This is a genomic window from Cyclobacterium roseum (assembly GCF_010119225.1).
Lineage (GTDB): Bacteria > Bacteroidota > Bacteroidia > Cytophagales > Cyclobacteriaceae > Cyclobacterium > Cyclobacterium roseum.
In genome coordinates this window covers 1-23,951 of the sequence record NZ_WNKF01000013.1, presented here as the reverse complement: position 1 = coordinate 23,951, position 23,951 = coordinate 1, and the positions used below count along the sequence as shown (strand labels likewise).

The 23,951-nt window shown below is 43.0% G+C and carries 17 protein-coding genes and 1 pseudogene; 5 read left to right on the top strand and 13 right to left on the bottom strand.

What is annotated here, in order from left to right:
• Nucleotides 1-687: 687 nt before the first annotated feature.
• The gene (locus tag GJQ68_RS17015) at nucleotides 688-1,953 is read left to right on the top strand and encodes an aminotransferase class V-fold PLP-dependent enzyme (protein ID WP_162418507.1); all 1,266 of its coding nucleotides are present in this window, start codon (nucleotides 688-690) and stop codon (nucleotides 1,951-1,953) included.
• A 239-nt stretch (nucleotides 1,954-2,192) separates the two neighbouring features.
• Here GJQ68_RS17015 and GJQ68_RS17010 read toward each other — a convergent pair whose 3' ends face one another.
• Nucleotides 2,193-2,906 carry a hypothetical protein gene (locus GJQ68_RS17010; RefSeq protein WP_162418506.1) on the bottom strand — a complete coding sequence of 238 codons (714 nt, stop codon included), beginning with the start codon at nucleotides 2,904-2,906 and terminating at the stop codon, nucleotides 2,193-2,195.
• 1,045 nt (nucleotides 2,907-3,951) lie between these two features.
• Between GJQ68_RS17010 and GJQ68_RS17005 the strand changes: the two genes are divergently transcribed.
• Nucleotides 3,952-4,386 (top strand): response regulator, encoded by a 435-nt coding sequence (locus GJQ68_RS17005; RefSeq protein ID WP_162418505.1) that lies wholly within the window; start codon nucleotides 3,952-3,954, stop codon nucleotides 4,384-4,386.
• Between the two features lie 430 nt (nucleotides 4,387-4,816).
• Here the strand turns inward: GJQ68_RS17005 and GJQ68_RS17000 are convergent, their stop codons facing one another.
• The 6 genes and pseudogenes from GJQ68_RS17000 to GJQ68_RS16980 all read right to left on the bottom strand — a co-directional run bounded on the left by GJQ68_RS17000 (nucleotide 4,817) and on the right by GJQ68_RS16980 (nucleotide 12,834).
• Complete coding sequence (locus tag GJQ68_RS17000; protein ID WP_092168025.1) at nucleotides 4,817-5,089, bottom strand: hypothetical protein; 273 nt, start codon at nucleotides 5,087-5,089, stop codon at nucleotides 4,817-4,819.
• A 394-nt stretch (nucleotides 5,090-5,483) separates the two neighbouring features.
• Nucleotides 5,484-7,973, bottom strand: coding sequence for a PVC-type heme-binding CxxCH protein (locus tag GJQ68_RS16995; protein WP_235941670.1), 2,490 nt, complete (start codon nucleotides 7,971-7,973; stop codon nucleotides 5,484-5,486).
• Nucleotides 7,974-8,600: 627 nt separating this feature from the next.
• Nucleotides 8,601-9,302, bottom strand: a pseudogene (locus GJQ68_RS23700) (3-keto-disaccharide hydrolase); the annotation flags it as partial.
• A 380-nt stretch (nucleotides 9,303-9,682) separates the two neighbouring features.
• The gene (locus tag GJQ68_RS16990) at nucleotides 9,683-11,233 is read right to left on the bottom strand and encodes a Fic family protein (RefSeq protein ID WP_162418503.1); all 1,551 of its coding nucleotides are present in this window, start codon (nucleotides 11,231-11,233) and stop codon (nucleotides 9,683-9,685) included.
• A 273-nt stretch (nucleotides 11,234-11,506) separates the two neighbouring features.
• Nucleotides 11,507-12,442: an alpha/beta hydrolase gene (locus GJQ68_RS16985; protein WP_162418502.1), complete on the bottom strand. Its 936-nt coding sequence runs from the start codon at nucleotides 12,440-12,442 to the stop codon at nucleotides 11,507-11,509.
• A gap of 194 nt (nucleotides 12,443-12,636) precedes the next feature.
• Nucleotides 12,637-12,834, bottom strand: a complete 198-nt coding sequence (locus GJQ68_RS16980) for a DUF433 domain-containing protein (protein ID WP_162418501.1) — start codon at nucleotides 12,832-12,834, stop codon at nucleotides 12,637-12,639.
• Nucleotides 12,835-13,705: 871 nt separating this feature from the next.
• On the opposite strand from GJQ68_RS16980, the gene GJQ68_RS16975 reads away from it, so the two are divergent.
• Nucleotides 13,706-16,408, top strand: a complete 2,703-nt coding sequence (locus GJQ68_RS16975) for a pectate lyase family protein (RefSeq protein WP_162418500.1) — start codon at nucleotides 13,706-13,708, stop codon at nucleotides 16,406-16,408.
• A 211-nt stretch (nucleotides 16,409-16,619) separates the two neighbouring features.
• Here GJQ68_RS16975 and GJQ68_RS16970 read toward each other — a convergent pair whose 3' ends face one another.
• The 4 genes from GJQ68_RS16970 to GJQ68_RS16955 all read right to left on the bottom strand — a co-directional run bounded on the left by GJQ68_RS16970 (nucleotide 16,620) and on the right by GJQ68_RS16955 (nucleotide 18,695).
• Entirely contained in the window at nucleotides 16,620-17,075 is a 456-nt protein-coding gene (locus GJQ68_RS16970; protein WP_162418499.1) for an RES family NAD+ phosphorylase, read from the bottom strand.
• A complete protein-coding gene (gene parS, locus GJQ68_RS16965; protein ID WP_162418498.1) occupies nucleotides 17,075-17,587 on the bottom strand; it encodes a type II RES/Xre toxin-antitoxin system antitoxin in 513 nt (170 codons plus the stop codon). Before parS ends, GJQ68_RS16970 begins: the two co-directional genes overlap by 1 nt.
• Before the next feature lie 242 nt (nucleotides 17,588-17,829).
• On the bottom strand, nucleotides 17,830-18,027 hold the full coding sequence (locus GJQ68_RS16960; protein ID WP_162418497.1) for a DUF6577 family protein: 198 nt from the start codon (nucleotides 18,025-18,027) through the stop codon (nucleotides 17,830-17,832).
• A 221-nt stretch (nucleotides 18,028-18,248) separates the two neighbouring features.
• Nucleotides 18,249-18,695, bottom strand: coding sequence for an excisionase family DNA-binding protein (locus tag GJQ68_RS16955; protein ID WP_162418496.1), 447 nt, complete (start codon nucleotides 18,693-18,695; stop codon nucleotides 18,249-18,251).
• Between the two features lie 404 nt (nucleotides 18,696-19,099).
• Here GJQ68_RS16955 and GJQ68_RS16950 point away from each other — a divergent pair, with 404 nt between their 5' ends.
• Nucleotides 19,100-20,374, top strand: a complete 1,275-nt coding sequence (locus tag GJQ68_RS16950; protein WP_162418495.1) for a tyrosine-type recombinase/integrase — start codon at nucleotides 19,100-19,102, stop codon at nucleotides 20,372-20,374.
• Between the two features lie 82 nt (nucleotides 20,375-20,456).
• On the opposite strand, the gene GJQ68_RS16945 is transcribed toward GJQ68_RS16950, so the two are convergent.
• Both GJQ68_RS16945 and GJQ68_RS16940 read right to left on the bottom strand, forming a co-directional pair.
• Nucleotides 20,457-20,765: a helix-turn-helix domain-containing protein gene (locus GJQ68_RS16945; protein WP_162418494.1), complete on the bottom strand. Its 309-nt coding sequence runs from the start codon at nucleotides 20,763-20,765 to the stop codon at nucleotides 20,457-20,459.
• A gap of 94 nt (nucleotides 20,766-20,859) precedes the next feature.
• Complete coding sequence (locus GJQ68_RS16940) at nucleotides 20,860-21,318, bottom strand: hypothetical protein (RefSeq protein ID WP_162418493.1); 459 nt, start codon at nucleotides 21,316-21,318, stop codon at nucleotides 20,860-20,862.
• A 1,482-nt stretch (nucleotides 21,319-22,800) separates the two neighbouring features.
• On the opposite strand from GJQ68_RS16940, the gene GJQ68_RS16935 reads away from it, so the two are divergent.
• Nucleotides 22,801-23,448: a hypothetical protein gene (locus GJQ68_RS16935; protein ID WP_235941667.1), complete on the top strand. Its 648-nt coding sequence runs from the start codon at nucleotides 22,801-22,803 to the stop codon at nucleotides 23,446-23,448.
• Nucleotides 23,449-23,951: the final 503 nt, after the last annotated feature.

Genomic DNA, 23,951 nt, shown 5'->3' with positions numbered 1-23,951 from the left:
CAGTCAATTCTTTTCAGCAAGTTTTACCATCCGTGATGTTGAGGTAACAGAGCACCTATTTTTCACCGGGCAAATCCCTGGCAAACATACCTAAATTATTAGCAGCGTAAAACCCTACTTGAACTGGCTATTTTTAATTAAATTCAAATGAACAAGCTTATCCTGTATTATTTCTCTATACAATACAATTATTTAATTTGTTAGTAGAATTCAAAATTAAATCATCGGCAAAAGATTACTGTCCGTCATCTTATCAAAAACGTATGGTATCTTAGCCTGTTTTACTCGGATCTTCCAATGATAATCATCTTAATGGCTGCGGCATCCGAGCTGCTGATTTATAAGTCACTAAAAAATTATTTGATCAATACCCAGCTTATTACCTTTTTTCTGACTAGGAATAAAATACGAATATTATTTCTATTTTTACCAATTTTAAAATTTTTATTTTGAATAAACCTAAGATTATATCTTTAAATCAATTTTCTAGTTCCTAAGTAGCAACAGGAAAATGGTTGAGCGAAGCACTATAGATCTACCGATTTTTATTTTAGAAACGCATATTTTGAACCTTTTCCTCTCCCCATGCTCCGGAATAATCTAGTGCCACTCCATCCTCCCCGGGGGTGAAATACTCCCTTTACACCGAGGCGTTTTTTTCTTATATTTATCCAAATGTTCCAGAAGATGAGAAAAAGAACCTTTCTGAAAAACCTTTTAGCACTGGGTGCTACGGCCAGCCCCGGTGTCAATTCCTTTGGCCAGCTACTAACCCGTTTTGAGCATATACCCCCCGCTCAACTTGCCTCCAACGAGGACTTCTGGGCGGAAATCAGGGCCGGGTACCGGCTCAAACCCGATTACATCAACCTGGAAAACGGCTTTTATTGCTTTGTCCCGCAGGAAACCCTCGAAAATTTAATCGGGCACGTGCGGGAGGTAAATTATCAGGGATCCTGGTACATGCGAAACGAGCGCAAGGGAAACAAAGCGGCCACCACTGCCCGCCTGGCGGAATTGGGGGGCTGCAGCCCCGAGGAGGTGGTCATCACCCGAAACGCCACCGAGTCCCTGGATTTGATCATTACCGGCATTCATTGGAAGGAAGGAGACGAGGCCGTCATGGCCGAGCAGGACTACGGCGCCATGCTGAATCAGTTCAAGCTGGCGGCCAAACGGTATGGGGTGGTCAACAAGGTGGTATCTGTTCCGAACCTGCCCCAATCCGACGAAGAAATTGTGGAACTCTACGCTGCTGCCATTACGCCCCGGACACGGCTGCTGATGGTCTCCCACATGATCAACATTACCGGGCAGATCTTGCCCGTGCGGAAGATCTGTGACATGGCCCATAGCAAAGGGGTGCAGGTGTTGGTGGACGGGGCGCATGCCTTTGCCCATTTCCAGTTTAACCTACCCGATCTGAACTGCGACTATTATGGGTCCAGCCTGCACAAATGGCTGAGCACGCCGCTTGGTGCCGGACTTTTGTATGTAAAGAAAGGGAATGCGGAACATGTCTGGCCATTGCTTGCCGAGGGAGAGCGAGACCCCAACGACATTCATCGCCTGAACCATATTGGTACCTACCCTGCCTATACCGATCTGGCTATCAGTGATGCCATTGATTACCATCATGCCATCGGCGGAAAAAGAAAAGAAGAACGCCTCCGGTATTTGCAAACGTACTGGACCAGCCAAGTAAGGGATATCCCGGGAGTCATTGTAAACACGCCCGAGGATCCTGCGCGGCATTGTGGAATCGGAAACGTCGGCATTGAAGGCCTGAAACCAGCTGACTTTGCGAAAATCCTGATGGAAAAGTACAAGATTTTCACGGTAGCGATCGACGGCTCCAACGTGCACGGCTGCCGGGTCAGTCCCAACCTCTACACCACCCTGGAGGAGCTGGATGTGCTGGTAAAAGCCTGTACCGAACTGGCAAAAGCCTAAGCAGCCTACCACAAGCAAACTGCTTGGGGCGTGCCAAAGAAACCGATTGACAAGCGGTCAGCATGGGTTCTACCCCAAAGGCAGCAATTCTTTGTTGACCCGAAAAGGGGCGAATTCCGCAGTAGTTCCGGGTCCATTTTTCCAATCAGCAGTACCAACGTGGCGGGTATACTGATCCGTGCAGAGTAGAAATTGGCAAACACATCTGCATTAGCAAATGCTATCGGGCACCATGCGGGCTACAGGCTTTTCAGGTCGATCACCTCAAAATTCCTCGTATCAAAATAATCATCCAGTCCATAGTCCGTATTGATGATGATACCTCCCAATAAGGTTACCTTGTCCGCATGAAATTCATCTTTACAGGTTTTCAGGTATTGGCGAATCTTGTTGTCGATAATACCGTAGGTAGCTTCTGTAATGGCTTTTGGGGGATTTTCGCTGGCAAGTATTTCCGCTCTAAAGGGAAGTAAACTTTCTTCCAGCTTCATCTGTTGGTAATCGTCGTCATTGACGATGGGCGTGTACCCATCATGCTGTAAACGGTTCAGAGCAAGCATCAGCGCCCCGCATGAATTGCCCTTTTCCTCCATTCTTGGTCGGAACATTTTGCCCAATTCTCCATCTAAGGTAATGCCAATGTGAGGCCCATAAAAGATAAACGCACTTCCTTCATCCGGAATATGGTGGGCATAGGCCGCCATCCCGGTTTTTCCAACAAATGGAATACCTCCGAGTCCGCCCATTACGAAGGGGCCAAAAAGAACGTTGAAGAAGGTAGTCGATGGCACATTGATATCGTCCGAACAAACGGATGTTGCCATAAGAATTTTTGAGACATTCAGCTGATGCTCGATTTGCATTTTTCCTAAAAAATGAATAGACGTGTCTTTCGCATCCCTGGCATTTGGGAATTCCTTTTTTACTATTTGGTCAAATTTCCTTTGTAACATAGGTAGATGGTTTAGCTTACCCACTAATTAGCCTTTTAAAGGTAGGCAAAATTAACAAAATGAAAAATTACTGCAGGTCGCGTTGCATTGAGAACCGCTACCGCTTTGCCCGCCAGGATACGGTAAAGTCGATGTTGCCCGGTGACAGGAAGTGCCTCTGCTAGGGAACAATTGCGCATTCCGGACCATTGAAAGTGGCTATAGTCCTTTATTTTATTTCATTTTTGAAAAACTATTGTTTTTTGTCTAGCAATTAATTTGACCGTTTTTTGATTTACCAGCAAATGATACCGTCACCTTTCCTTTTTCACCAGCGGGTCCTTCATGAACACCTCCTTCAAATGAGCCGGTACCCGACTGCGTCAGGGCCAGGCAACGAACTCCGGATAGATCTTCCCCACCAAATCACCCTGTCCATTAGTAGGTAATACACGTAATTATTCCTTTAAAGATCATCGGAAGAAACATTTTTCTGCTATGCTATCAAGGCTACAAAATTTGAAGGAAATACCCTTTTCTCTGTTTCGCCGGAAAGACGATGCCTGTTTGGAAGGAGATCAGCGAGTAGTATCTAACTTCCCCGCTGCACATAGGCGGATCCAATGCCTCGATTGAAGGATTGCCTGTTTTGGAACGCGTCTCCGGTATAATCAGCCCCATCCGGGGTTGGAGATAGTTTTGCTGGCAAACAACCGTAGGCGGCACCCACGGTTAATATTGTTTAGGCGCTTCAGGCCGGCATTTACAGAGCGAAACAATACAGGCAATTCCTGTACCTTCTCCTACCAATATGTTTTCAGGAATATAGTCATCGGCAGAAAAGCGGATTGCATCCTTTCGACAAAACTATCGCCACAGGTAATTTCCCGTAAGCTAAAAAATGAGGCGGCCAAAGGCTTTTTTTTTAAAAATTTGTTGGCAGATTAGTAAAATTATTTGCATACTATCACTATTTTCAACAACAAATTGGCATTCGCTAAGATGTTTAACTTATCCATCAAGGCACTGGAAAACAAAAGTTTAACCTGGAAACAATTTCGGTACTATGAAAAAAATAACAGGAAAGATCCTGCTAGTGGATGATCAGCCCTATGAAGAGTTATTACTTAAAGAAGCATTAAACTTGATAGACCGTTTTCCTGAGGTAGAATATATTTCAGATCCTAAAAAAGCACTCGTGCACCTTAGAGATAATCGCGACAAGATTTTTCTTATCATTTGCGATATCAATATGCCGGAAATGAGCGGTCTGGATTTTAAAAAGGAAATTGAAAAGGACGCTTACCTGCGTGAAAAATCCATTCCATTCGTCTTTTTTTCCAGTGAAGATTCCAATGAAAGGGTAAAACAAGCCTATACGTATAATGTGCAGGGTTTTTTTAAAAAAGCGGATAGTATTGAAGCCCAGGGCGAACTTCTGAAAATTATTATTAGGTACTGGGCAACCTGCCTGCATCCGATTATGGGTGTTGAGAAGTAGCTATAGGAATAGCGGTTATAATTCATCCATATAATGGGTGACAGCTTTGCCTTAATGCGCTGAGGCTTGTTTGATTGCCTGAACCGCTGCAAAGGCCTATTGCCAAGGTCGGCACCTACTTCTTCCAATTCGAACCGTTTATACGGACGGTGTTTAGGACCTAGGGAATGTGGTCCTGCGGTCCATTGATAGGCAACGCAGATCCGATGTTTTGGGTTTCTGCCATTGGTGCGTGCACTGGTTTCCAAGGTCATTCAATGGTCTCTGCCATGCAAAGTGCCTCAAAGGCATAGCCGATACGTGTTATTGGCTGAACTACCTGTTTTTCCTCTGTGTTTTTCTACACTGCATCTTTCTGTTCTTGCCCATACTTCCGAGAAATTGGCCCATTTGGAAGGTTTTCCGGGCAATACATGCTTTCAGTAATCCGTCAATTTAAGTTGCGTTCTTTTAAAACCTCTTCCAAATCCTTGGTTTTGTTTGGACCTTTGAGCATCCGATAAATAAAAACAATGGGTATTACCATGGGAATAAAGAATCCCAAGTTTTTGTCCGAAGAGAGACTCCAGGAGACAATACCGAAAATGAGTATGCCTCCAAGAAAGCCAATCGCTGCTGCATTAAAGATCTTGGATTTATTTAGTTTCTTCTTCTCGACTACTAGTTCTTCGTCAGTCAATTGGTACAGGTCTTTCTTTTCCATAGTACGCTGTTTTAGGAGTTTTTGCTTGGCATGGAAGCCAACTCTACTCACTAACCACAATCGGCGCGGTTATTTCCCTTTTGGTCAACTACCCTTGCTCCATCAAATATAGGGAAATTAGTCAAAAATTAAACCAGCATTTTTCTATTCATTGAACGAAAAGTCACCGGGTAGCCGATCAAATCAAGCGGATTTGTGCCGCTCCCTTTCACCTTGGGATTGGACCAATAAAAGAGTCCTGGCAGACGATCCCAACAGAACCAATTCCCTTAGCATTTCTTGGTAAAACCAACCCAAAATCGGATTTCTATGCGATAGGCAAAGGCCAATGGGCCCCAACTGCCCCTTATTCCAAAACTGAAGGCGCAACCAGGTACTTGTCCCGTACGGCTTGTTACTCGTCCAGCTCCCGGGCGGTCCAGGGTTTGGTTCGTCCGGAGACCTCGGCCCGGGTTTTCGCAACCATTTCCGGAGCAACCGCACGTGATCCGTTACCAAATTCTTTGCGGATGTACGTGAGGACATCAGCGATCTCCTGGTCGCTCATTCCACCCATGGGAGGCATGGGAATGGACTGGGTTCCGGCACCGTATTGCTCTCCCGCTACGTCTAGGGGACCGGTAAGCCCATTGAGCACGATTTTGATAAGCTTCGTTTCGTCTCCGGTGACCCGCTTTGAACCCAGCAAGGGTGGATACACCCCTGGCAGACCCTTACCACCTGGCTGATGGCATGCCAGGCAGGCCTTTTCATACAAGGCTTCGCCAGCTGAAATGACCGCAGGTCCCTGATCCAGCAACTCCCGCAGAAAGTCATTCTGAACCTTGGATGTGGGGTTGAGTTCCCCCTCCTGAAAAGGAGTCTCCCAGAGAAGTTGAAGGGACCTCGCACTCTGCCTCAACGCGTACTGCAGAAAGGGGTCCAACTCGTATTCGAGCGCTGCGGTTACCACTTCGATCGCAGGGGTCTCCCGCAGGTAGCTGGCGGCTATCACGGCCTCCAGGCGGACCCTGGGGTGGTCGTCATTTACGAGTTCCCGTAGCCGACCAAGGGCTCCACCTTCCAGCCGGGACGCCCAGTCTCCCAGCACACGCGCACCATAAGCCCGAATCCGGAAATCCTTCGACTGCAACAGGCGATCGAGCAGCTCCGGTCGAACCGTCTCATGCGCCTGATAAACCCCGATCAATTCGAGGAGAAACCGGTCTTTTCGATCGTGAAGCTCCAACGCATCTGCCGCAGCCACAACCGTTTCCGTTGGCTGGTAATAAAGCAGGCGCTTCGCCTGGTAGCGCAACCATCGCTCCTGAGAATCCAAAAGTGCAAGCAGTTGGCCCTCATCCATTGCGGATAGCTCAGGGTAGGTTAAGGACGACCTGGCATCTGCGGTGATCCTCCAAATACGGCCATGTGACTTGTCGCGACGTGGATCGGCATAGCTCGCCTGGTAGTGACCGATGATCGGGTTGAACCAATCTGCTACATACAAGGCGCCATCTGGCCCCACAGAGACATCCACCGGGCGAAACGAATTATCGGCCGAGGTGATCAATCGGGGAAGCTGTCTGGTAGCAAACCCTGCACCTGCATCCTGGAATTGGTGCACTTCCACCACCGATCCGAAGTATCCGCCGATCAGTGCCGCGCCTTGTAGCGCTTCGGGCATGGCTGATGTGCCAATGATTTCCAGGGATGTGGTTTTGGGCGAGGTCTCAAAAAGGGGGCCTACGTCGTGATATTGCTCCGGATTGTTCGTTTGGTAGGCCTTGTTCGGATCCTCATGGTAGCGGGAACCGTCCTGTTCCGGAAAAGGAACCAATCCGGGCACGGTCCAATAGCCTTCCGGGCGGTCTCCGGTCTTGTGAAAGACCTGGCCGTAGTCATCAAACGCGACGCCCCAGCAATTGGCGCCGGCCATTCCTCCTCCGAAGAAACTATCCAATTTTAAGCGGCGGGGGTGATAGCGCCAAACCCCGGCCCGGTCCAGACGGGCAACGCCATGTGGGGTCTCCACGCGGGAAATGGCGTGGAGACCCTGGGTAAACCACAGCGTCCCATCCGGTCCATGCGTAATGCTGTTTACCAATTGATGCGTATCGCCTACGCCAAAACCGGAGAATAGTACCTGCCGCTCATCGGCCTTTTTGTCTCCGTCGGTGTCACGAAGATAAAGAATTCGATCGAAGTCGCACACGTAAAGCCCGTCTGCACCCGGTTCTAAGCCTTGTACCATTTTCAGGTTTTCGGCAAAGCGCCAGGAGCTATCTGCGACCCCGTCGCGGTCACGATCCTCCAGGACTTGAATGTAGTCCTGCGCAGGCATCCCGGCCAGGGTCTGCGGGTAGGAAGGTGAACATGCGACGTAGAGTCTTCCGTCCTCGTCCCAGGCGAATTGCACGGGATTCACGACTCCTTCCAGCTCTGAAGCAAAGAGATTGACCGAATACCCTTCGGCGGTCGTGAACCCGGCCAGTTGTTCTTCTGGTGTCAAGGCATCCATCTCACTGTACACCACCGGATCGACCGAGACTCCTGGTGCTTCTTTACCAGCGATCCGGTCGTAAATGACGGCATCTGCGTTTTCCACAAGGGGCAGCTGCTGCTCAAAAGCGACCTGCAGCGAGGGCTCAGCCCCGGCCCCCTGCCCATACAGCTGATTCACACGGTCTCCATAGACAAAGGACCAGTTTGCCGGCCGCCAAAAATCGAACCACAGGCGATTTTTTTGAACGATGGCGCGACGGACCTCCTCCGAAGGTAGCTCCCCGATTTCAACATCCAACTGCCGGGCAATTTCCTCACTCACCAAGCGTAGTCCCTCCGGTGTCAGGTGGATTCCATTTTCAGTGAGCCGATTCCCGTATGGCATCCTGGTCAAATCCACGAACAGCGCGTTGCGTTGGGAGGCGATCTTTTCCATCGATTTCACATACAACTGAAGATCGTCATTCCTTTCCCTAAGATCGGGTGCATGGGAAGCGAGCGGTTTTTCAAAACGGATGGGAGACACCAGCACCAACTTGTGGGTCCGGCGGGAAAATTGATCCAGCAACTGGTTGTAGGCTGCTTCGAAATCCGCCAGTCGGTCCGGTCCATCCAGTGCTTCCATCTGACCAAATTGAGCCAGGATCACCGTAGCGCCCACCGCATCCAGTTGATCGCTCCAATCGCCGAAGTTCAGGTCACGCCATTGCTCATAGACCACATCCCCTTCCCATGCCATCGAACGAAAACGGGGCCGTTTCCTGGCAAAACCTGCCGCCAACAGCGACTCCAATTCGCCCGATCGTTGCTCACGCACAAAATTATCCTGACCGACAAATACGACCACATCTTCTTCTAGCAACTGGAAGGTGCCGTCTTCGAAGGCGGGAACGGGTGCCCGGGTCTGTAAGGTTCCCAAACGACTCATGATAGCCTCATTGGATGGGAAGACGGTATCATCCAACTCCTCAATTTGAAGGTTACGGAACGAAATTTCTGCGTTGCTGTCGCCATGGATCTGCAAGGCAATGTGTCCTTCCAGCGGAATATCTTCCTCCTGCTCCCGATAGGTAATCGTCCTTTGACCATTGAGAAGGATCGTCACCTGCTTGCCACGGGCAATGACTTCGTATCGATTCCATTGGCCCACCCGCTCAATCGAAGAAACGAAATCAGAGTCTGCCTCCGCCAAAAAGCGATTGCGCCGAGACTCATCATAGAGGTAGCCCGTATAGCCTGCACCGATGTCTGCCTGGAAACCACTCATCTCATTCGCCGGATGGGTGGTTCGCCGGCTGTGAAACTGTACGCCACCATTCACGAATCCTTCTGTGCCAACAAGCCGGTACTCGAGCCGCAGGTGAAAGTTTTTGTAGACCTTGTCCGTCGCCAGGAATTCGTTGCGCGAATTCCCCTTCAAACTGCCACCCGTGATGACTCCATCCTTAATGCGCCAAACCGATTCTGTGTGGGCATTCCAGCCCCTGAATGACTGGCCGTCAAAAAACGTATCAGAAGGGACTTTGGACGGAGCACATGCGCTCAGCAAGGATGCGAAGAAAACGAGCAGTAAGCACCCAACGTTCCGGTAAATAAACGGAAAATCGTTTAATGGGAAATTTACCCGCGTCTGACTGGCTAAAGCGGTGATGGGGAATTCTGCGGATTCAATAACAGGATTGCTTTGCCGTTGGCATTTCCTGCTGGAAAAGGGTTTATTTTTTGGCATTATACTATCAGTTAACTAACTCCTTGGTAAAAATAAACTTCATTAAGACCGTAACTTTGGCAGCTCCTTGCTGGTCGATTGGAGGTATGATGCGAAAGCTGTAGGCGTAAACCATACAGTCAATCTTTATGCTCCTATTTGTCCATTATATAAATCAGAAATCGGGAAAATCAAGTCGTAATCGTTGCAGTTTAAGTTTCCATCTGTCAATGAAAAATCAGCGAACATATTTTCACCTATCTTATTATTTTTTACCATTTCAAATTTACAGAATCTCAACCTGAACCGAAAATCAAATTATGCTTTAGGTCTCTCACCATAAATCATTTCTTTTGGCTAAACCGCGTTTCAATGCAGTTTAGCTCTTGTTCGGCTTACGTTTATTTATTATTTATTTCAAAAATGGACTGAAAGTTCTCTTCAATTGATGAAATTTCTTCATCAGTGATATCGTCAAACTCCTTCTGTCTTATATTCTTTGGTAGCCTACCGTTATTCTGATTTAGCAACTTGATCAATAAATCCACCTTGGTGTCTGGCAAAGACAAATAATTGTTTATATAATTAGTTATTCGGTCATATTTTTCTAAATAATCCAGTTCCTCTGGTATTATTTGCTCGATGGTTTCTTCTAGACATTCGTATAAAAATTCCACCTGTTTGGTTAGGTCGTAATAACGATATAGATCAATTGTATTATTGACGATTTTAACATTATGATCTGGTGTGGGCTGCCATTCTACTAATTCTATTCTTGGAGAAGAGTATGATTCTAGAATTGACTGGTATTCATCAATCCGATTTAGTATGGCTGCTGATATTGGAAAAATCATGCCCCTTTTAGTATACCCCATTCGAGTCAATATATGATGAATTATGTATCTGTGGATACGGCCATTACCATCAGAGAAAGGGTGAATAAATACAAATCCAAATGCTATGGTGGCTGCTGCTAAAACAGGGTCGTACGCTGACTCTTGTAGAAGTTTATTCGTATCCAATAGTCCTTTCATTAAAGATGGTAAATCCTTATATTTTGCTGATATATGGTCAGGTAAGGGAGAAAAATTTTCGCGATCATGCTCTCCGATAAAACCTTCCTGCGTTCTTAACCCCATATTCTTCAGTTTTTTTGTCCCAATAACGATGTCTTGAAGCCGCTCTAATTCTTCTATGGTTAGTTGTTTTTTTCCTGATTGTCCAATTGCTTTTCCCCAATTCCTTGCTCTAAGGTTTGGAGGATATTCTCCTTCAATAGCAAAGGAAGCTTTTGAGTCTTTTAATAACAGAAATGCAGCAGTCCTTCTAATGATATCTTTGTCCCTGCCATCTAAGCCTTTTTCCATTGAACCAGATAAATCTTTAGATATGAAGTTTTCGATTTTATCTGTTTTATTAATCATGGGACAAAACGCTGGTGTCCCCGGTAGGTTATTTTTTATTCTGTGTCGGGTAGAGTTAATTGAAGAGCTTGTGTATTGAAGTTTGGGATTGACTATTTCGACATATGTTCCTGCCTTGAGATCTGGTACGTCAAGCACTTTATCCATTAGCCATTCATAAAGAAACCATACCTTTCTGCTGTATTGACTGGTTGGCTCTTTCTTTAGCATATGCAGAACAGGCTCGCTCCCCGTGTGTTGAAAGAATTTTTTTAGAATGTAGAGCTCTATTCCTTCGTATTTTAGTGCAAAAGCTAAATGACTGGTTATGTCATTGTCAGGTTTATGTCTGATTGTAAATACTTGCCATTGGTCGGTATTGTACCGTTGATGTTTTTCAGTAAAAATAGCAAGTCTGTCAGGTAAAGGAACGTTCACCCCCTTTTCCTCAATAATAGCTACTAATAATGCATATCCGGCAAGAAATCCAGGTTCAGGAGTAGATCTTCCATGAAATACAGTTACTTGTTGTGAAAAACAGTGATGCATTATCCCTTTTTATGACATACAAGTACAAATATACCATGAAAATCAATTACTTTTCATGAATTATGATTAATAATACGCTTATCTCATGAAATATAATTATACGAATGAAAATTAAATTGAAGCCTAACGGCCAAGGCTAAGAGCAGGCGGGCATTAAAATGCAATTCACTGCCTGCCACTACCTGGGGTTACTAAAGGTAACCACTTTCAATTTAACACTTTCCGCCCGCTTGCTCTTAGCCAATGTTTGGGCATTCGTGCTTCTGGTTAAATCTATTTCGCGTCAAATATTTTAAGTGTCCATTTGATACACTCAGCTTCGTCAACAATTGACCATGAATGAGGGTGTCTCATTCCGTTACTTCTGATACCCGGTTGTTTTGCTGTCATAAACTCAGCTCTTTCATTACCCATTAACATCAATCTGTTAATTAGCTCTGAAGAACTAAGTTCATTTGAGTCAAATAAGCTTCTTCGTCTTTGTTTCAATTGCCACTCTACATCTATATCATGGTAAACTCTAACTGCCATGTCTTTCAGGTACTTCTCATTACCTACCTCTGTCAGCCTGTGATTAAAAGGGGTCAATTCATTATATAGTTTTGGATGCGTCTCCGGTGTTCCGATTTCTTCCTTCATTTTTTCTGAAATGAATCTGGCTTCAAAGACTCCTGCTTCCGAATGATTCTTTTTAATCTTTCTCTGAAAATATTCCCAAATGTCAACAAGGTCTATTGGTGAGTCAACAGTAAATACGCCCTTTAAAATTATAGGAGTCTTTTCTGGATGCTCAATTGAATATTGTGCATATCTCAAACTAATTGTACCGCCCGCAGAGAATCCTCCAATTACAAATTTGTCCTTTGGAACATTAGGATTTCTTTTGATAAAGTTGGTAAGCCCCCTATTTATCTTATCAATTACTTTCTCGTCAGCATATATTTTTTCTCCACCAGCGATGGCTATTGTCCAAATATCATTTGCATATGCTGTGTTAAATAAATTAGAAGACGGAAATATACTTTCAGCATTTTCAGCGTAACCTGGTAACAAAATCAAAACGCCATTAATCTTTTCTGTTGGGAGTTTTAATTGAATGTAATAGTCTTCTATATCTTTGTCGTTGAAAACTACTTTTTCGAAATTCTGTCCAAATGCACTGCTTAAAATCAGAAGCGCAAACAATGTCATCAATATCCTTTGTCTCATGTATTCACTTTTTTTAAAGCATGTTGCACAACTATTGACTAACCGCAACCATTGCGGTTATTTCCAGTTTGGCCTGTATAGGAACCACTTCTAACTATCGGAAAATTACCAGTACCTTCAACTAACGTTCATCTTCATTGGCAGGAAAGTTACCAGGCGATAAGTAAAATCGAGTTGACGATTTACAGTCCCTTTTAACTTTGGGAATGGAAAAAAAGTGCAGACAGAACCTGCTCTTTGTTCAAATTGGGATAGCTCTTTAAAAGATCTGTTAGCGTAAATCCACCTGCCAGCTTTCTCATCAACAGTTCCACTGTAATACGGGTCCCTTTGATAACCGGCTTACCTAACATAATCTCTGGGTTCCTTTCTATATGTTGCTTATAATCCATCTTCCTTCTTTTTTAAAGTACTTTTATATGTATACACCCAATAATTGTTCCTATTAGCTTAAACATCAGGTATTAAGCTAAATGTTCCATCCATTACTCACCAGGTGATCAAAACGGCAATAGCATTATGATAAAAATACGAAAGCTAAGGAACATTACCAAAGTGGATTAAATTACTGGAAAACAATACCATTCCTTTCAAAAAAGTAGGGAGCCATCGAAGAATCCTGCTACGGGGTTTGGTCACCTACGAGAAAAGCCTTCAAAGGACCAGAGAAGAAAAATTGAGATTTCTTTCAGAGCAAGCCCAGGAATTGAACCTAGGTTACGAATGATTTATTCGTCCAACTTCATCGCTGAAAATGGCCAAAAGATTAAAGAACCCTCCAAAGTCTTACACCGAAGTTCTTGATACCCTTTCAAAATCTAACCTTAACGCAATAATTGAGAAATTAAAAGACCTGCATTAAGGCGGCAGCTACAAGCAAAACTCCCGATCCACCCTTTTCAAGCTAAATTACAATGGCCCCAATGACAACAGTATTGACGTGCTGCCGATTAACAGTTTGCTTGTCAATATATCGAAATTGAATATTCTTCTGGTTTTAGCAGCTCTTAAATGCGGACCAACAAGTCAGACATTCAGTCAAGGACAGCCTTTGTGGTGTCTGGGGCAGGCCGTTCATGTCAGCCTTGACGGGTTCCGGATGGCTGTTACCTTTGCATTACCATCAGGTTTTTTTTGATCGTTTTTTCGGGTAATCGCCTGGCTTCCTGCAATAAAAACCATGTAATTAAGAAATACAATTGTACATTTAAACCGTTAATGAATAGGTTCTAATATGCTCTCCCAAAATATCCGACCAATCGAATGAAAACAATCTTCCGATCTATCGCCCTGAACCTGCCTATCCCTGTGCTCATAATATTCCTGAGCCTTTTCTGCATGCAGCCTACTGCAGCCCAAAACGCCGACACCACCACCGTATATTGGGGCGGAAAAAAACGGGTACACGTTACGGATTGCATTCGATTTAGGCAACTTGGCAGCGATGAGCAGGCAGCGATGAAAAAAATGACCTTGGCAGCGGCGCGGGCACAGGGACTTGCGCTTTGTTCGAGATGCCCGGCTACCACCGCTGCGGAAACGATTACTGACCTTCCCGAGAGCTGGGTAAAGCCTGCGCCCACTACCATACCCATCCATACATTTGAGCCAGATCCGCTCCAGCCCCTGGTCTCCATGGGCGCTGAAGGAAAGCTCGTTTACAAATCCTATAGCGATCGGGGTGACCGTGTACTCGATTGGTCCCGAACAGGATACAAGCAGAGCAATGTTCCCATTCCCAATGTGCCTGTTGGAGAAACACTTTGGCCGCCTTCGGGTGAAAGCAGCCGGGATGGCACGATGGCTTATCCGAAAGGCCCTGACAGTCAGCCAGCGATTCAGGCAGCCCTGAACAAGATGGGAGACATGAAAGCCGATAGTCGGGGAATCAAAGGAGCCGTCCTGCTCAAGGCCGGAACCTACTACGTAAGCGGAAGTTTACATATCCCATCCGGAGTGGTCCTTCGCGGCGAAGGCAACGATGAAAATGGCACCAAACTGATCTTTCGGACTGACAAAGGAGGGGAGACGGCCATCACTATAGGCGAGGGTGAAATCCAGCAATTCCGGGAGGGTTCCGTTAGAATCACGGACGCATACCTGCCTTCTGGCAGTTACGAGCTGTCAGTAACAAATGCCGTTTCGTTTAAACCCGGCGACTTTGTATTTGTCCGGAAGACCGTAAACCAACAGTGGATCGAGGACCTTGGCATGGGCGAGCGGCTCCGTCACATTCGAGGTGGAAAAGAAGGCGCCAAGAAAAAACCCTGGAAGCCGGAATCCTACCAGTTTATGCACCTGCGAGAAATTGCAAAGGTGCAGGGTAACACCCTCACGCTTCAGGTAATGCTGCCTCAATCGATTGCGAAAGAACATGGCGGCGGAGAAGTTTTTAAAGCGGATGTTGGTTCTCTTGCGACGCATAGCGGCGTAGAGTCACTTCTGCTCGTCTCAAATTTTGACACCGGCGTCAAGGACACCGGCAAATCGGCTAACTTTATGAATTATAAAACGGCCGTGTCTATTAGCAATGCCCGGGATAGCTGGGTACGGAACGTCACCGCAAAACACCTGCAATTTGCAGCCGTTGCTATGGGAAATGGCTCACAGCAGGTTACCGTTCGGAACTGCGCGTACCTGGAGCCTATTGGCCCGAATCGCGGCGGTTTTCGATACGCCTTCGTGATGGGCGGCGGATCGGGCCATCTGGTTTATAAGTGTTATTCAGAGGATGCCCGCCATGATTTTGCGGGGGGTGCCCGGACGATGGGTCCTTTTGCTTTTGTAAACTCCACCGCAGTGCGGGGGCAGCAATCCGAACCGCATCACCGTTGGGGCACGGGCTATCTTTACGATAATATCACCACAAAAGACGGTAGCATTGCCGCGATCAATCGCGGGGATTCCGGCACCGGCCATGGATGGTCTGCCGCCAATACCATGATTTGGAATTGTGATGCACCCAGCATCGTCGTCTTCGATCCCGAAACGGAAGGAGAAAATAACTTCGCTATCGGCTACACCGGCCAACAAAAAGAAGGTTTCGATTCCAATGGAATCAAGTATGCGAACACCCGTTCCGGCTATTGGGGTACGCCACAGCAAGGTAAATTTTATGGCTACGCATTGATGGGCAGCGGCCATATCGAAAGCCCGGACGCTGCGGTAACACCCCGAAGCCTGTTTGTTCAGCAACTCATCGACCGTATCGGACAACAGCAGGCGATGCGGGTCCTCAACGAAGGCCAGGAAGCGGAGCCCCAAATACTTTTTGAAGACCCGATGACTGGGGACTGGCAGGAAAACTGGTTCCTGGATGGGAAACATGCCAGCCTGCGCAATTCAGCGGACGGTTTGTTTTTCGCAGGCGGGACCGTCACCAAAAACGACGATTCCCTGGAGTACCACGCCCATCACGCCGTGCTTTGGACCAAAAAGGAGTTTGAGGGCGACATCAACATCAGTTATGAGATGCGCAGGATCGACGATAGCGACTACGGTACCACGCTGCTTTACATACAGGCGCAGGGAATAGGCATCCCTCCCTATCTGGAAGATATCTCCACCTGGAACCACCTTCGTGAAATTCCCGACATGGGAATTTACTTCACTTACATGGACTTGCTTAGCCTCAGTTTCCGTGAAAATCTCCGTAGCAAGCGGTACCCCTGGCGGGATGAGCACCTGAATTGGTATCCCGGAAGAGGCCTGATCGAACCGATGGTGGACTATGGTAAAATCCTTCCGGGAAAAACCTATTTGGTGCAGGTGGAAAAGCGAGCCGCCTCGCTTCGGCTCCGATTGGTGGAAAAGGAGAGTGGCCATTGCATGATCGACCATACCTGGAACACCGACGCCATTGCTGCAGGGATCGAACCCAGGCAAATCCAAAAGGGCCGCATCGGCTTGCGCCACATGGCCACACGCCAATTTGTCTATCGGGATTTTAAAGTTGAGCAATACTGATTTCGGGAAAGGGCCCGGGAGGCAGTTGGACAGCAACGACTGATCAGCTTTTGCTACGCTTGATGTCCCCATCTCCAGGGTTCCATCATTTCATTCTTCTCAAACCGTAGTCACTTTGAATTAACAGATAAAAACCGCTTCTCAATAGGGAGGCGGTTTTTTTATTCTCAGATGGCTGTATAGGCCATTAGCCCAGAGCTTGTTACAATAATCATTCAAAAATCCTTATATCAAACGGAAAGTCTACTACACTGATAATTTTAATTTCTCTAAATGCCTTATGGTAAGGGTTAATTAAGATATTGAAATCTCCCTGTACTACCGCAGAAGGGACTTTTAATAAGCATTCGTCAGAATCGATAAATTCATCCCCAATTTTCTGTGTAGTCCGGTTGGGTGGATGGTTATTCCAATTGTCAGGAAGTTCCTTTATTTTAATTTCCTTTATTTTTATGGCATCTGGAATTTCAATTTCAATCATGGTATAGTCACTAGGCAAAGTAGCCAATGTTAAATGCACGGCAACTTCAGCCATGGCCAAGGCCCTACTTTCGGCAGTATAAATAATTTCCGTTCCTTTTGAATTCCACCTATTTCCAGATTTTGAAGCTCCTTTACCACTTAATGTGTTGGCATATTTTTTCTTTGATAGCCTAAATACCTTCATTAGGCAAAAATCCCCTGGTCAATTCGATTCAATTCTCCCATTACCAGTTCTTTTCCATAGGAGTCTTTCAGCAGTTCAGCTGGTTTTAAGTTACCTAAAGCGTAGGAGGGTATATTTAGCCACTGGTAGAATTGTTCTGTGGAATCAAAAACTTCCTTACCCAAATTGGTAACTTCGGCTAATTCAATAATTTTTTCTGTATGAATCGGTTTGAAAAAATAGTCAGCCTCATTGCTGTGTCTGTGTAAGGTTTTTTTAGATACATTCAAATATTCCGCCCAATCATCCTCTGTAAAAGGGGTGATATCCTTTATTTTACTAAATAATTTATAAGGCAAACCCTGTCTGATTACACCAATGATTAACATTTTATTTTCAAAAAATGCTGAATAGGTCAACTCTTCAGCTATCGTTTCTGGCTTGACATTAGCCACTTTTGAAAGTAAATCCCTCAATTCACTAACAATACCCGTTGAATCAGCAGAATATTTTTTTTGTTCTTCAGACATCATAATATAGACGTTTGTCTTCAAATATAGGACATTTGTCCAAGATTTGAAAATTTATGGAGATCTTTCTTTTACACCTGAGAAACACCAATAATTGCTACAATCTTATCTATGCACCGTAAGGCAAACAAAAACTGAACAAATACACGTAGGTTTCACGATAAAAATGAATGATTTTTGATAGGCGATGGTATTTTTAGCTTGGAGAACGTTTCACAGCGAATACCTGTCTGCTGGTAACGAAGTTAGCCACGAATTTCTGGTTTATATTTGGGTTTGTAGGAAATAACATAAAGCCCACTCTTTAGTGGTCTAATGATATTTTTGTCTTTGAGGTCATAGATTCTCCACTCGAAGGTGCCCTCTTTCAGGTCCAGTTCAAAGGATCGATAGAATTCAAAGAGATCTTCTCGGGTAGAATCCTCCCGGTTTTTTAAATTCATCAATCAGTCTATGATCTTTGGCGTTCAAATTTATACCAAACCTATGGATTTTTGGAAAATATTGGAAATCAAAAAAATGCCAGTAAAACGTAATACTGGCAAATATTGGGACAGTTCCTTTTCAAAAAATCAATGATTAGGATTTTATGAAACTCCTTTAGAATAGCTGTTACAAGATAATTGACATTGGCATTAAGCAGTGCTGAAATCATGCTGTCCGATTAATAGCCCAAGCCCATTTCCTGGGCCTCCCTGGCCAATTTATCCAACGTTTTTTTTCTGATTTTCCGTAGTGTTATTTCATATTTCCTGATATCTTCCAAAAGAACCCTACGGTGTGTACCCACTTTTTTATAGGGAATATTACCCGTTTCCAAAAGTTTTACCAAGTGAGGGCGGGAAACCTTCAACAGGTCAGCCGCTTCCTGCGTGCTCATTTCCTTGGAAAAGGATGCGATTTCCACCGTTTTCCCATCGGCCATTTCATCCAGCACTTTTTCCAGAAGCAAAACAGCCTTTCTTGGGACTGAAATGGAATTCCCCTCCACCTGAAAAACCACCGGGGCATGAGTTTTGGTGCCTGTGGTAATTCTTTTCAAGGTACCTACAGCATCCTTAGCAAATTTTTGATCTTTTTCCGTTAACTTGTTTTTGAGGGATATTGCCATGATAAACGAAATTACGTTGCTAATGTGAAGGTACTTAACGAAACAAACGAAACCAAGGTTTGAGAAGAAGTGGCGGACCTTTTCCAAGGTTTGAAACATTGGAGAGGATTTGGAAGTGAAAGTCAAAAAAACTGGAGGATTTGAAAACCTGGAATGTCTTTGCGCTTTATCTATTTTACATACAAAATAAAAAGCCCCTCTACAGTCCGTAAAGAGGCTTTTGGTGGGCCCACCTGTCCCCACTTTTACCATTATTAATAGGCTATAAACTAAACTAATGATAGCCTCAAAAATAGCTTCTAAGTCGATTTTAAGGGGTTTTTTGTGTTTTAGGTTAATGTTTAGTGTTTTTTATGTAGGTTTGTATTGGGTCATTACTGTTACATATTTTGTTACATATTTCTATGGATATAAATACTTACATCATCAAAGGAAGTGAAATTAAGCAAGGCAAAAATAAAGGAAAAGCCCCACTCAGGTTTTCATTTTTTTACAATGGCCTCAGAATTAATATTGGGGCAGATGAAAGGGCATTGGTAAAGGCATGGGATATTTCAGGTCAAAAGGTAAGTCGTAAAGACCCTGATGGTGTTGAAATAAATAAAAGGATTTTAAAGAAAAAGGGATTGCTCATTGAGGCTGTTCAAGAGCTGGAAAAAAAGGATGTGGAGCCAAACCAGAAAAACATTAAGGCCTTGTATCAAATTAGGATAGATGAAGAATTTAAAAATCTGAAGAGTGTAGCTCGGCCTTTAAAAAAGGAATCAATAAAATTACCTACCACGTTTTGGGAAGTAGTGGAGCATTACAGAAAGAATTCCAAAAATTCTAAGGAAACTATTAGAAAATTTAATCAGGTTGAGAAGCACCTGAAGGAGTATAACCCCAAAATTGATTTCAAGGATTTTACAGAGGACTTTTACAATGACTACTTCATTGGCTATTTAGTAGATGTACCGATATGTGACAACACAATAGACAAGCATATTGCGGAAATTAAGAAAATTTGTAACTATGCCATCACCAGATTCGACCATATTCGAATTCCTAAAGATTTTTTGAATTTCAAAAGGATGTATCAAAATCCCTTTAGGCTTTCTCTTTCTTGGGAAGAGGTGAAAAAAATCGAAGAACATAAGCCTATCCATGATCATTTAATTTTAGCTCAGGACTTGTTCCTAATTTCCTGCTATACGGGATTGAGATGGCAGAATGTCAGCAAAATAAAAGATTATAATATTGTGGAGGTAGGTGGCTCCTTTCATTTTCAGGGCATCACCTTCAAGAATAATAGATCTATTCAATTTGTGCTTTCTCCCAAAGTTGTTAAAATTCTAGACCGTTATAAAAACAATATTCCAAAATCTTATAATCATGATATTAATAATGATATCCAACAGATTGCCAGAGGGGCAGGATTGAAAGATTTGGTCTCTTTTACAAAGCTATACAATGGAAAGCCAAAGGTCTTTACCTGCGAGAAATGGAAAAAAGTTACAATGCATGTAGGTAGGCATTCTTTTGCAAGAAGATTTTTAGAAATGAATAAAGCAGAAGGGGCTTTGGCCCTACAATCTTTAAAAGAACTTCTTGGCCATAGCTCTACTGTCATTACTGAAATTTATATAAAAATGACAGATGACAAAAGGAACCAAATGCTACTTTCTGCCCTTGAATAATATTGGGTTTTTTGACATATTAAACTGGCTAAAAACAAAAAAGCAGGCAATTTGCCTGCTCTTTAAATATTAAATTTAGTTCTTAAATGTGCCTGTTCAAATAATCATTTATTGCGCTACGTTTGATCCTAAATTGGCCTCCCAATTTTTCATAACTAATTTTATCGCTCTTACACATATCCCTCACCGTGTTCTCCTTTACCCTTAAAATTTCAGCAGCCTCCTTTACAGTAAGCTTTTCTTCTGGATTAGATTTTTTTAGTAATTGTCCTATTGTTGAGTTTAACCTGGTTACTTCTAAGATTAAATTGTGAACCTGATTCTCAAAATATGAGAATTTTTCCGTGATCACAGACTCCATTGTTGACTGCATAATGTCTTCCATCGTCATAGTACCTCCTTCTTTCTAACATTGTTGTAAAAATTATAATATCTCAAACATTTAATATGTATTTGAATAAAATCCTTATACTTGGCTCACCAATTCAGGCTTTTAATTGATCAATAGATTTTTTCTTATTCATTGAAAATACAAAATCTTCTGGTTCATCTGATCTGAGAGAAAGAGATATTTGATCGGTAATATTTTCAGTTCCAATCAATTCATTTAAGACTCTCGATATTTGATAATTTCTGTAAAGTTTACTCGCTTCTAATTCATCCAAATAGAAGAGCATGAAACGAAGGAACCGCAGGAATGTTTCACCTGGATATTCGTCGAACGTATCCCCTGCCACCCCTGAATTTCCCTCCACTTGTTCTATTACCTCTTCTTTATGGAATGATAACATTATTATATTTCCTCCCATAGCTTCCTTAATAGGATTTTTTTCTATTAAATAAAAAAAATCCCCTGCCCTTTTTAATTCATATTTAGAGAATTCACTCTTTCCATCAATAATTCTTTCAATCCTTCCAAGTGTTGCGACTTTTGTCAAATCCATACCTCCTCCTTTTTTTCCTGTTAAACATAATTATTGCACAAAGATTAAAAAATATTATTTAAAATTTTTTATTTTGTTATAATTCATATTTACAAAATAATAGCTTTATTTTGTATTATAGATATAACAAATCATTAAAATTCAATTAGTTAATAATTCTTTCCAATTCAGACGCTGGAATTTGCCATCGGGTAGGCCTCAAGATCTCTTTTTGGGCTTTAAGGTTCCCATTTGCAATAAAATGACGAATCGCTTTTTCCGAGACATTAATGCCACGTGACTTAAGCTCATTTTTAAATTCTTTTACTGTGTAAAACTCCACCATGTTTTTCGATTTTTAGCGTAAATTATATTGTTTAAAATTTGGCCAATTAGGAGGGTATGCATAAATGCGACACCTGCCATTAACCTCAATCACTATAGTATAGGAAAAACGGGTGCTTTCGGTTTAAAAAACTCCTGTTTAATAAAATCAGTAATTGGTTCATGTGGTCTTGGGGGTTCATGTAAGCTATGGGACTTATATGGTTTAAAACCAAATATTAGTGACCTTTATTCATTTTTTGTTTTCCTGCCAATTCACCTTAAGAAGGGTAATATTTTTAGGAATACACATAATTCTCCCTTATACAGAGAGAACTAAATGAGAATCTATTTTCGAGGTTCCCACATACCTTAAGACAAATAACTAAAAATCTTAAAGGCTTGCGAATTGTAATGCGTTAAAGTTATTGCATCCTTACTCACCGCTTTCGCTTTATTCTCGGCTGTGACCCTGAGCACTTCTAGTCACTGGTAAGATTCATGAAGGAACTGTGTCTTTGGACTGATACATCATGAAAATATAGTTTTCAGCATAAAGCTAGGGCTCTATCCTCCTTTACAGAGTATAGGCAAAAATGGTGTTTTGGGTTTACCTGGGTATGAAAAAATTATTAAAACCTGAAAATTGACCAAAAAATATATACGCCCCAACAGCCAAAGGTAGGGGTAGCCCTCCTTTTTTCAAGATAAGGGGGCTTCAACGTTTCAATTTGGAACAATGGATTTATTTGGACAAAAAAGCCTAAAAGCTGAAAAATGCCAAGTTTGCAAATGTTTTTACCCCCGTTATGAGAAATCACCGGCCTTTCATAAATTATAGACATGGGATTTCGGCTACCTTTCTCTCGTCTCCCACAATTAACCTTTTTAATCATTATGGTTCATGGCTAAATCTACCATGTTTAGAAAAAATCAGCCCTCAAAGAGGCCTTCTAGCAATTGATAGCTCACGGGGGCATCAGTAACCATGGGGCCCTTAACAAACCCTTACAGGCCCTTAAAAAGCTTAATTGGATAGGTTTTAACCTCAGGTTTGGTTGTTATTATCAGAGGCTAAAAAAGGGTATGTTATGATTACGGGATCATGTCATCGGCGAACAGCAGTTATTTTTTTTGTTAAATTGCGTTTAAATTTCTTTAGGTTAGCCTCAATTTAAGATGTACTTGATTTTAAGCAAAATAGGGAAAGCGAACCACATCATTGACATGTACGAAAACGAGTACCTATTTTTCAGCAACATTAAAAATTTCAGAAGTCCTAAACCTGACAATACTGGTAGACTGGACAGAAAGGAATTAAACGTCAACAACAAACAAATAATCCGCCTAACCTTAAAGACTGAAGAAAAGGAAATCCATTTCCATAAAGTTTTTAGAAACTTTCAAGGCCAATTTTCTGAACACTTAGTAGACCCAAGAACCCATTGCTGCTCCCTACATTGGTTAGAATTAGAACTTGACCAAGACCTAGCTACCTTTGACGAAAAGTTATTAGAACTAGGCGACAAAACTCTTCTTATTTTGGACTGGGAACGGTTTTTCGAAATACTAGACAAAGCTGTGTCAGACCAAAATCTCGGGATTCAAGGGAGAAAAGTGAGTTATTATAATCCTAAAAAAGTTGACGGTGAAATATCCCTTTTTCACAAAGACGATCGATTCCAATATCAGAAGGAGTTTAGAATCTTGATTTATCAACTTACTACCCCATCATCTAAATTGAATCTTCAAGGACTGAAAGAAATTAGCACTGTGATCGAAACTAAGCATCTAAAGACTCTCAGAATAATGAAAGAAAAAAATTGACCCCACTACACAGCAAAACCATTACCCAACACAGGGAAAAAATGTGTCAACCGACATCTGAATGACTTAATATTAACTGCATAGGAAAGCATTAGCCAGAATAAGTACAAAAATTTCGCTATTTTACGGAGGAAAAATGAAATTATGAGATTTTAGTTAGTAGAAATCCAACGAAAATAATTCCAAAACAGAGGAAATTTCTTAGGGCAATTCTAAAAATGAGGAAGTATTGGTTTGTATATCTACAACAAGCACCTTTAAAACCCTTGCATATGAAGAAATTGTGGAAGAATCAAAAATTCCTGTAAAGGAACCGCCGAAGACTTACACACATTTCAGCACGAAAAAGATCACAGAAATCGTTCACCATTTGATGATATTTTAAATATTTAGTTTATCACAAGAACAATAAACTGGTTACAAGCCAGCAAAAAATGGCACATAGTGATGTAATCGGTAATTACAACTGCACCACTTTCGGTAAATAAGAATGCACCATATTT

Bases quoted from the DNA above. Each gene is read 5' to 3' on its own strand.
- GJQ68_RS17010 (WP_162418506.1), bottom strand. From the start codon at position 2,906: ATGTTACAAAGGAAATTTGACCAAATAGTAAAAAAGGAATTCCCAAAT.
- GJQ68_RS17005 (WP_162418505.1), top strand. From the start codon at position 3,952: ATGAAAAAAATAACAGGAAAGATCCTGCTAGTGGATGATCAGCCCTAT.
- GJQ68_RS16940 (WP_162418493.1), bottom strand. From the start codon at position 21,318: ATGGATTTGACAAAAGTCGCAACACTTGGAAGGATTGAAAGAATTATT.
- GJQ68_RS16955 (WP_162418496.1), bottom strand. From the start codon at position 18,695: ATGGCAATATCCCTCAAAAACAAGTTAACGGAAAAAGATCAAAAATTT.
- GJQ68_RS17015 (WP_162418507.1), top strand. From the start codon at position 688: ATGAGAAAAAGAACCTTTCTGAAAAACCTTTTAGCACTGGGTGCTACG.
- GJQ68_RS16970 (WP_162418499.1), bottom strand. From the start codon at position 17,075: ATGAAGGTATTTAGGCTATCAAAGAAAAAATATGCCAACACATTAAGT.
- GJQ68_RS17000 (WP_092168025.1), bottom strand. From the start codon at position 5,089: ATGGAAAAGAAAGACCTGTACCAATTGACTGACGAAGAACTAGTAGTC.
- GJQ68_RS16990 (WP_162418503.1), bottom strand. From the start codon at position 11,233: ATGCATCACTGTTTTTCACAACAAGTAACTGTATTTCATGGAAGATCT.
- GJQ68_RS16975 (WP_162418500.1), top strand. From the start codon at position 13,706: ATGAAAACAATCTTCCGATCTATCGCCCTGAACCTGCCTATCCCTGTG.
- GJQ68_RS16985 (WP_162418502.1), bottom strand. From the start codon at position 12,442: ATGAGACAAAGGATATTGATGACATTGTTTGCGCTTCTGATTTTAAGC.
- parS (WP_162418498.1), bottom strand. From the start codon at position 17,587: ATGATGTCTGAAGAACAAAAAAAATATTCTGCTGATTCAACGGGTATT.
- GJQ68_RS16980 (WP_162418501.1), bottom strand. From the start codon at position 12,834: ATGGATTATAAGCAACATATAGAAAGGAACCCAGAGATTATGTTAGGT.
- GJQ68_RS16950 (WP_162418495.1), top strand. From the start codon at position 19,100: ATGGATATAAATACTTACATCATCAAAGGAAGTGAAATTAAGCAAGGC.
- GJQ68_RS16935 (WP_235941667.1), top strand. From the start codon at position 22,801: ATGTACTTGATTTTAAGCAAAATAGGGAAAGCGAACCACATCATTGAC.
- GJQ68_RS16945 (WP_162418494.1), bottom strand. From the start codon at position 20,765: ATGACGATGGAAGACATTATGCAGTCAACAATGGAGTCTGTGATCACG.
- GJQ68_RS16960 (WP_162418497.1), bottom strand. From the start codon at position 18,027: ATGAATTTAAAAAACCGGGAGGATTCTACCCGAGAAGATCTCTTTGAA.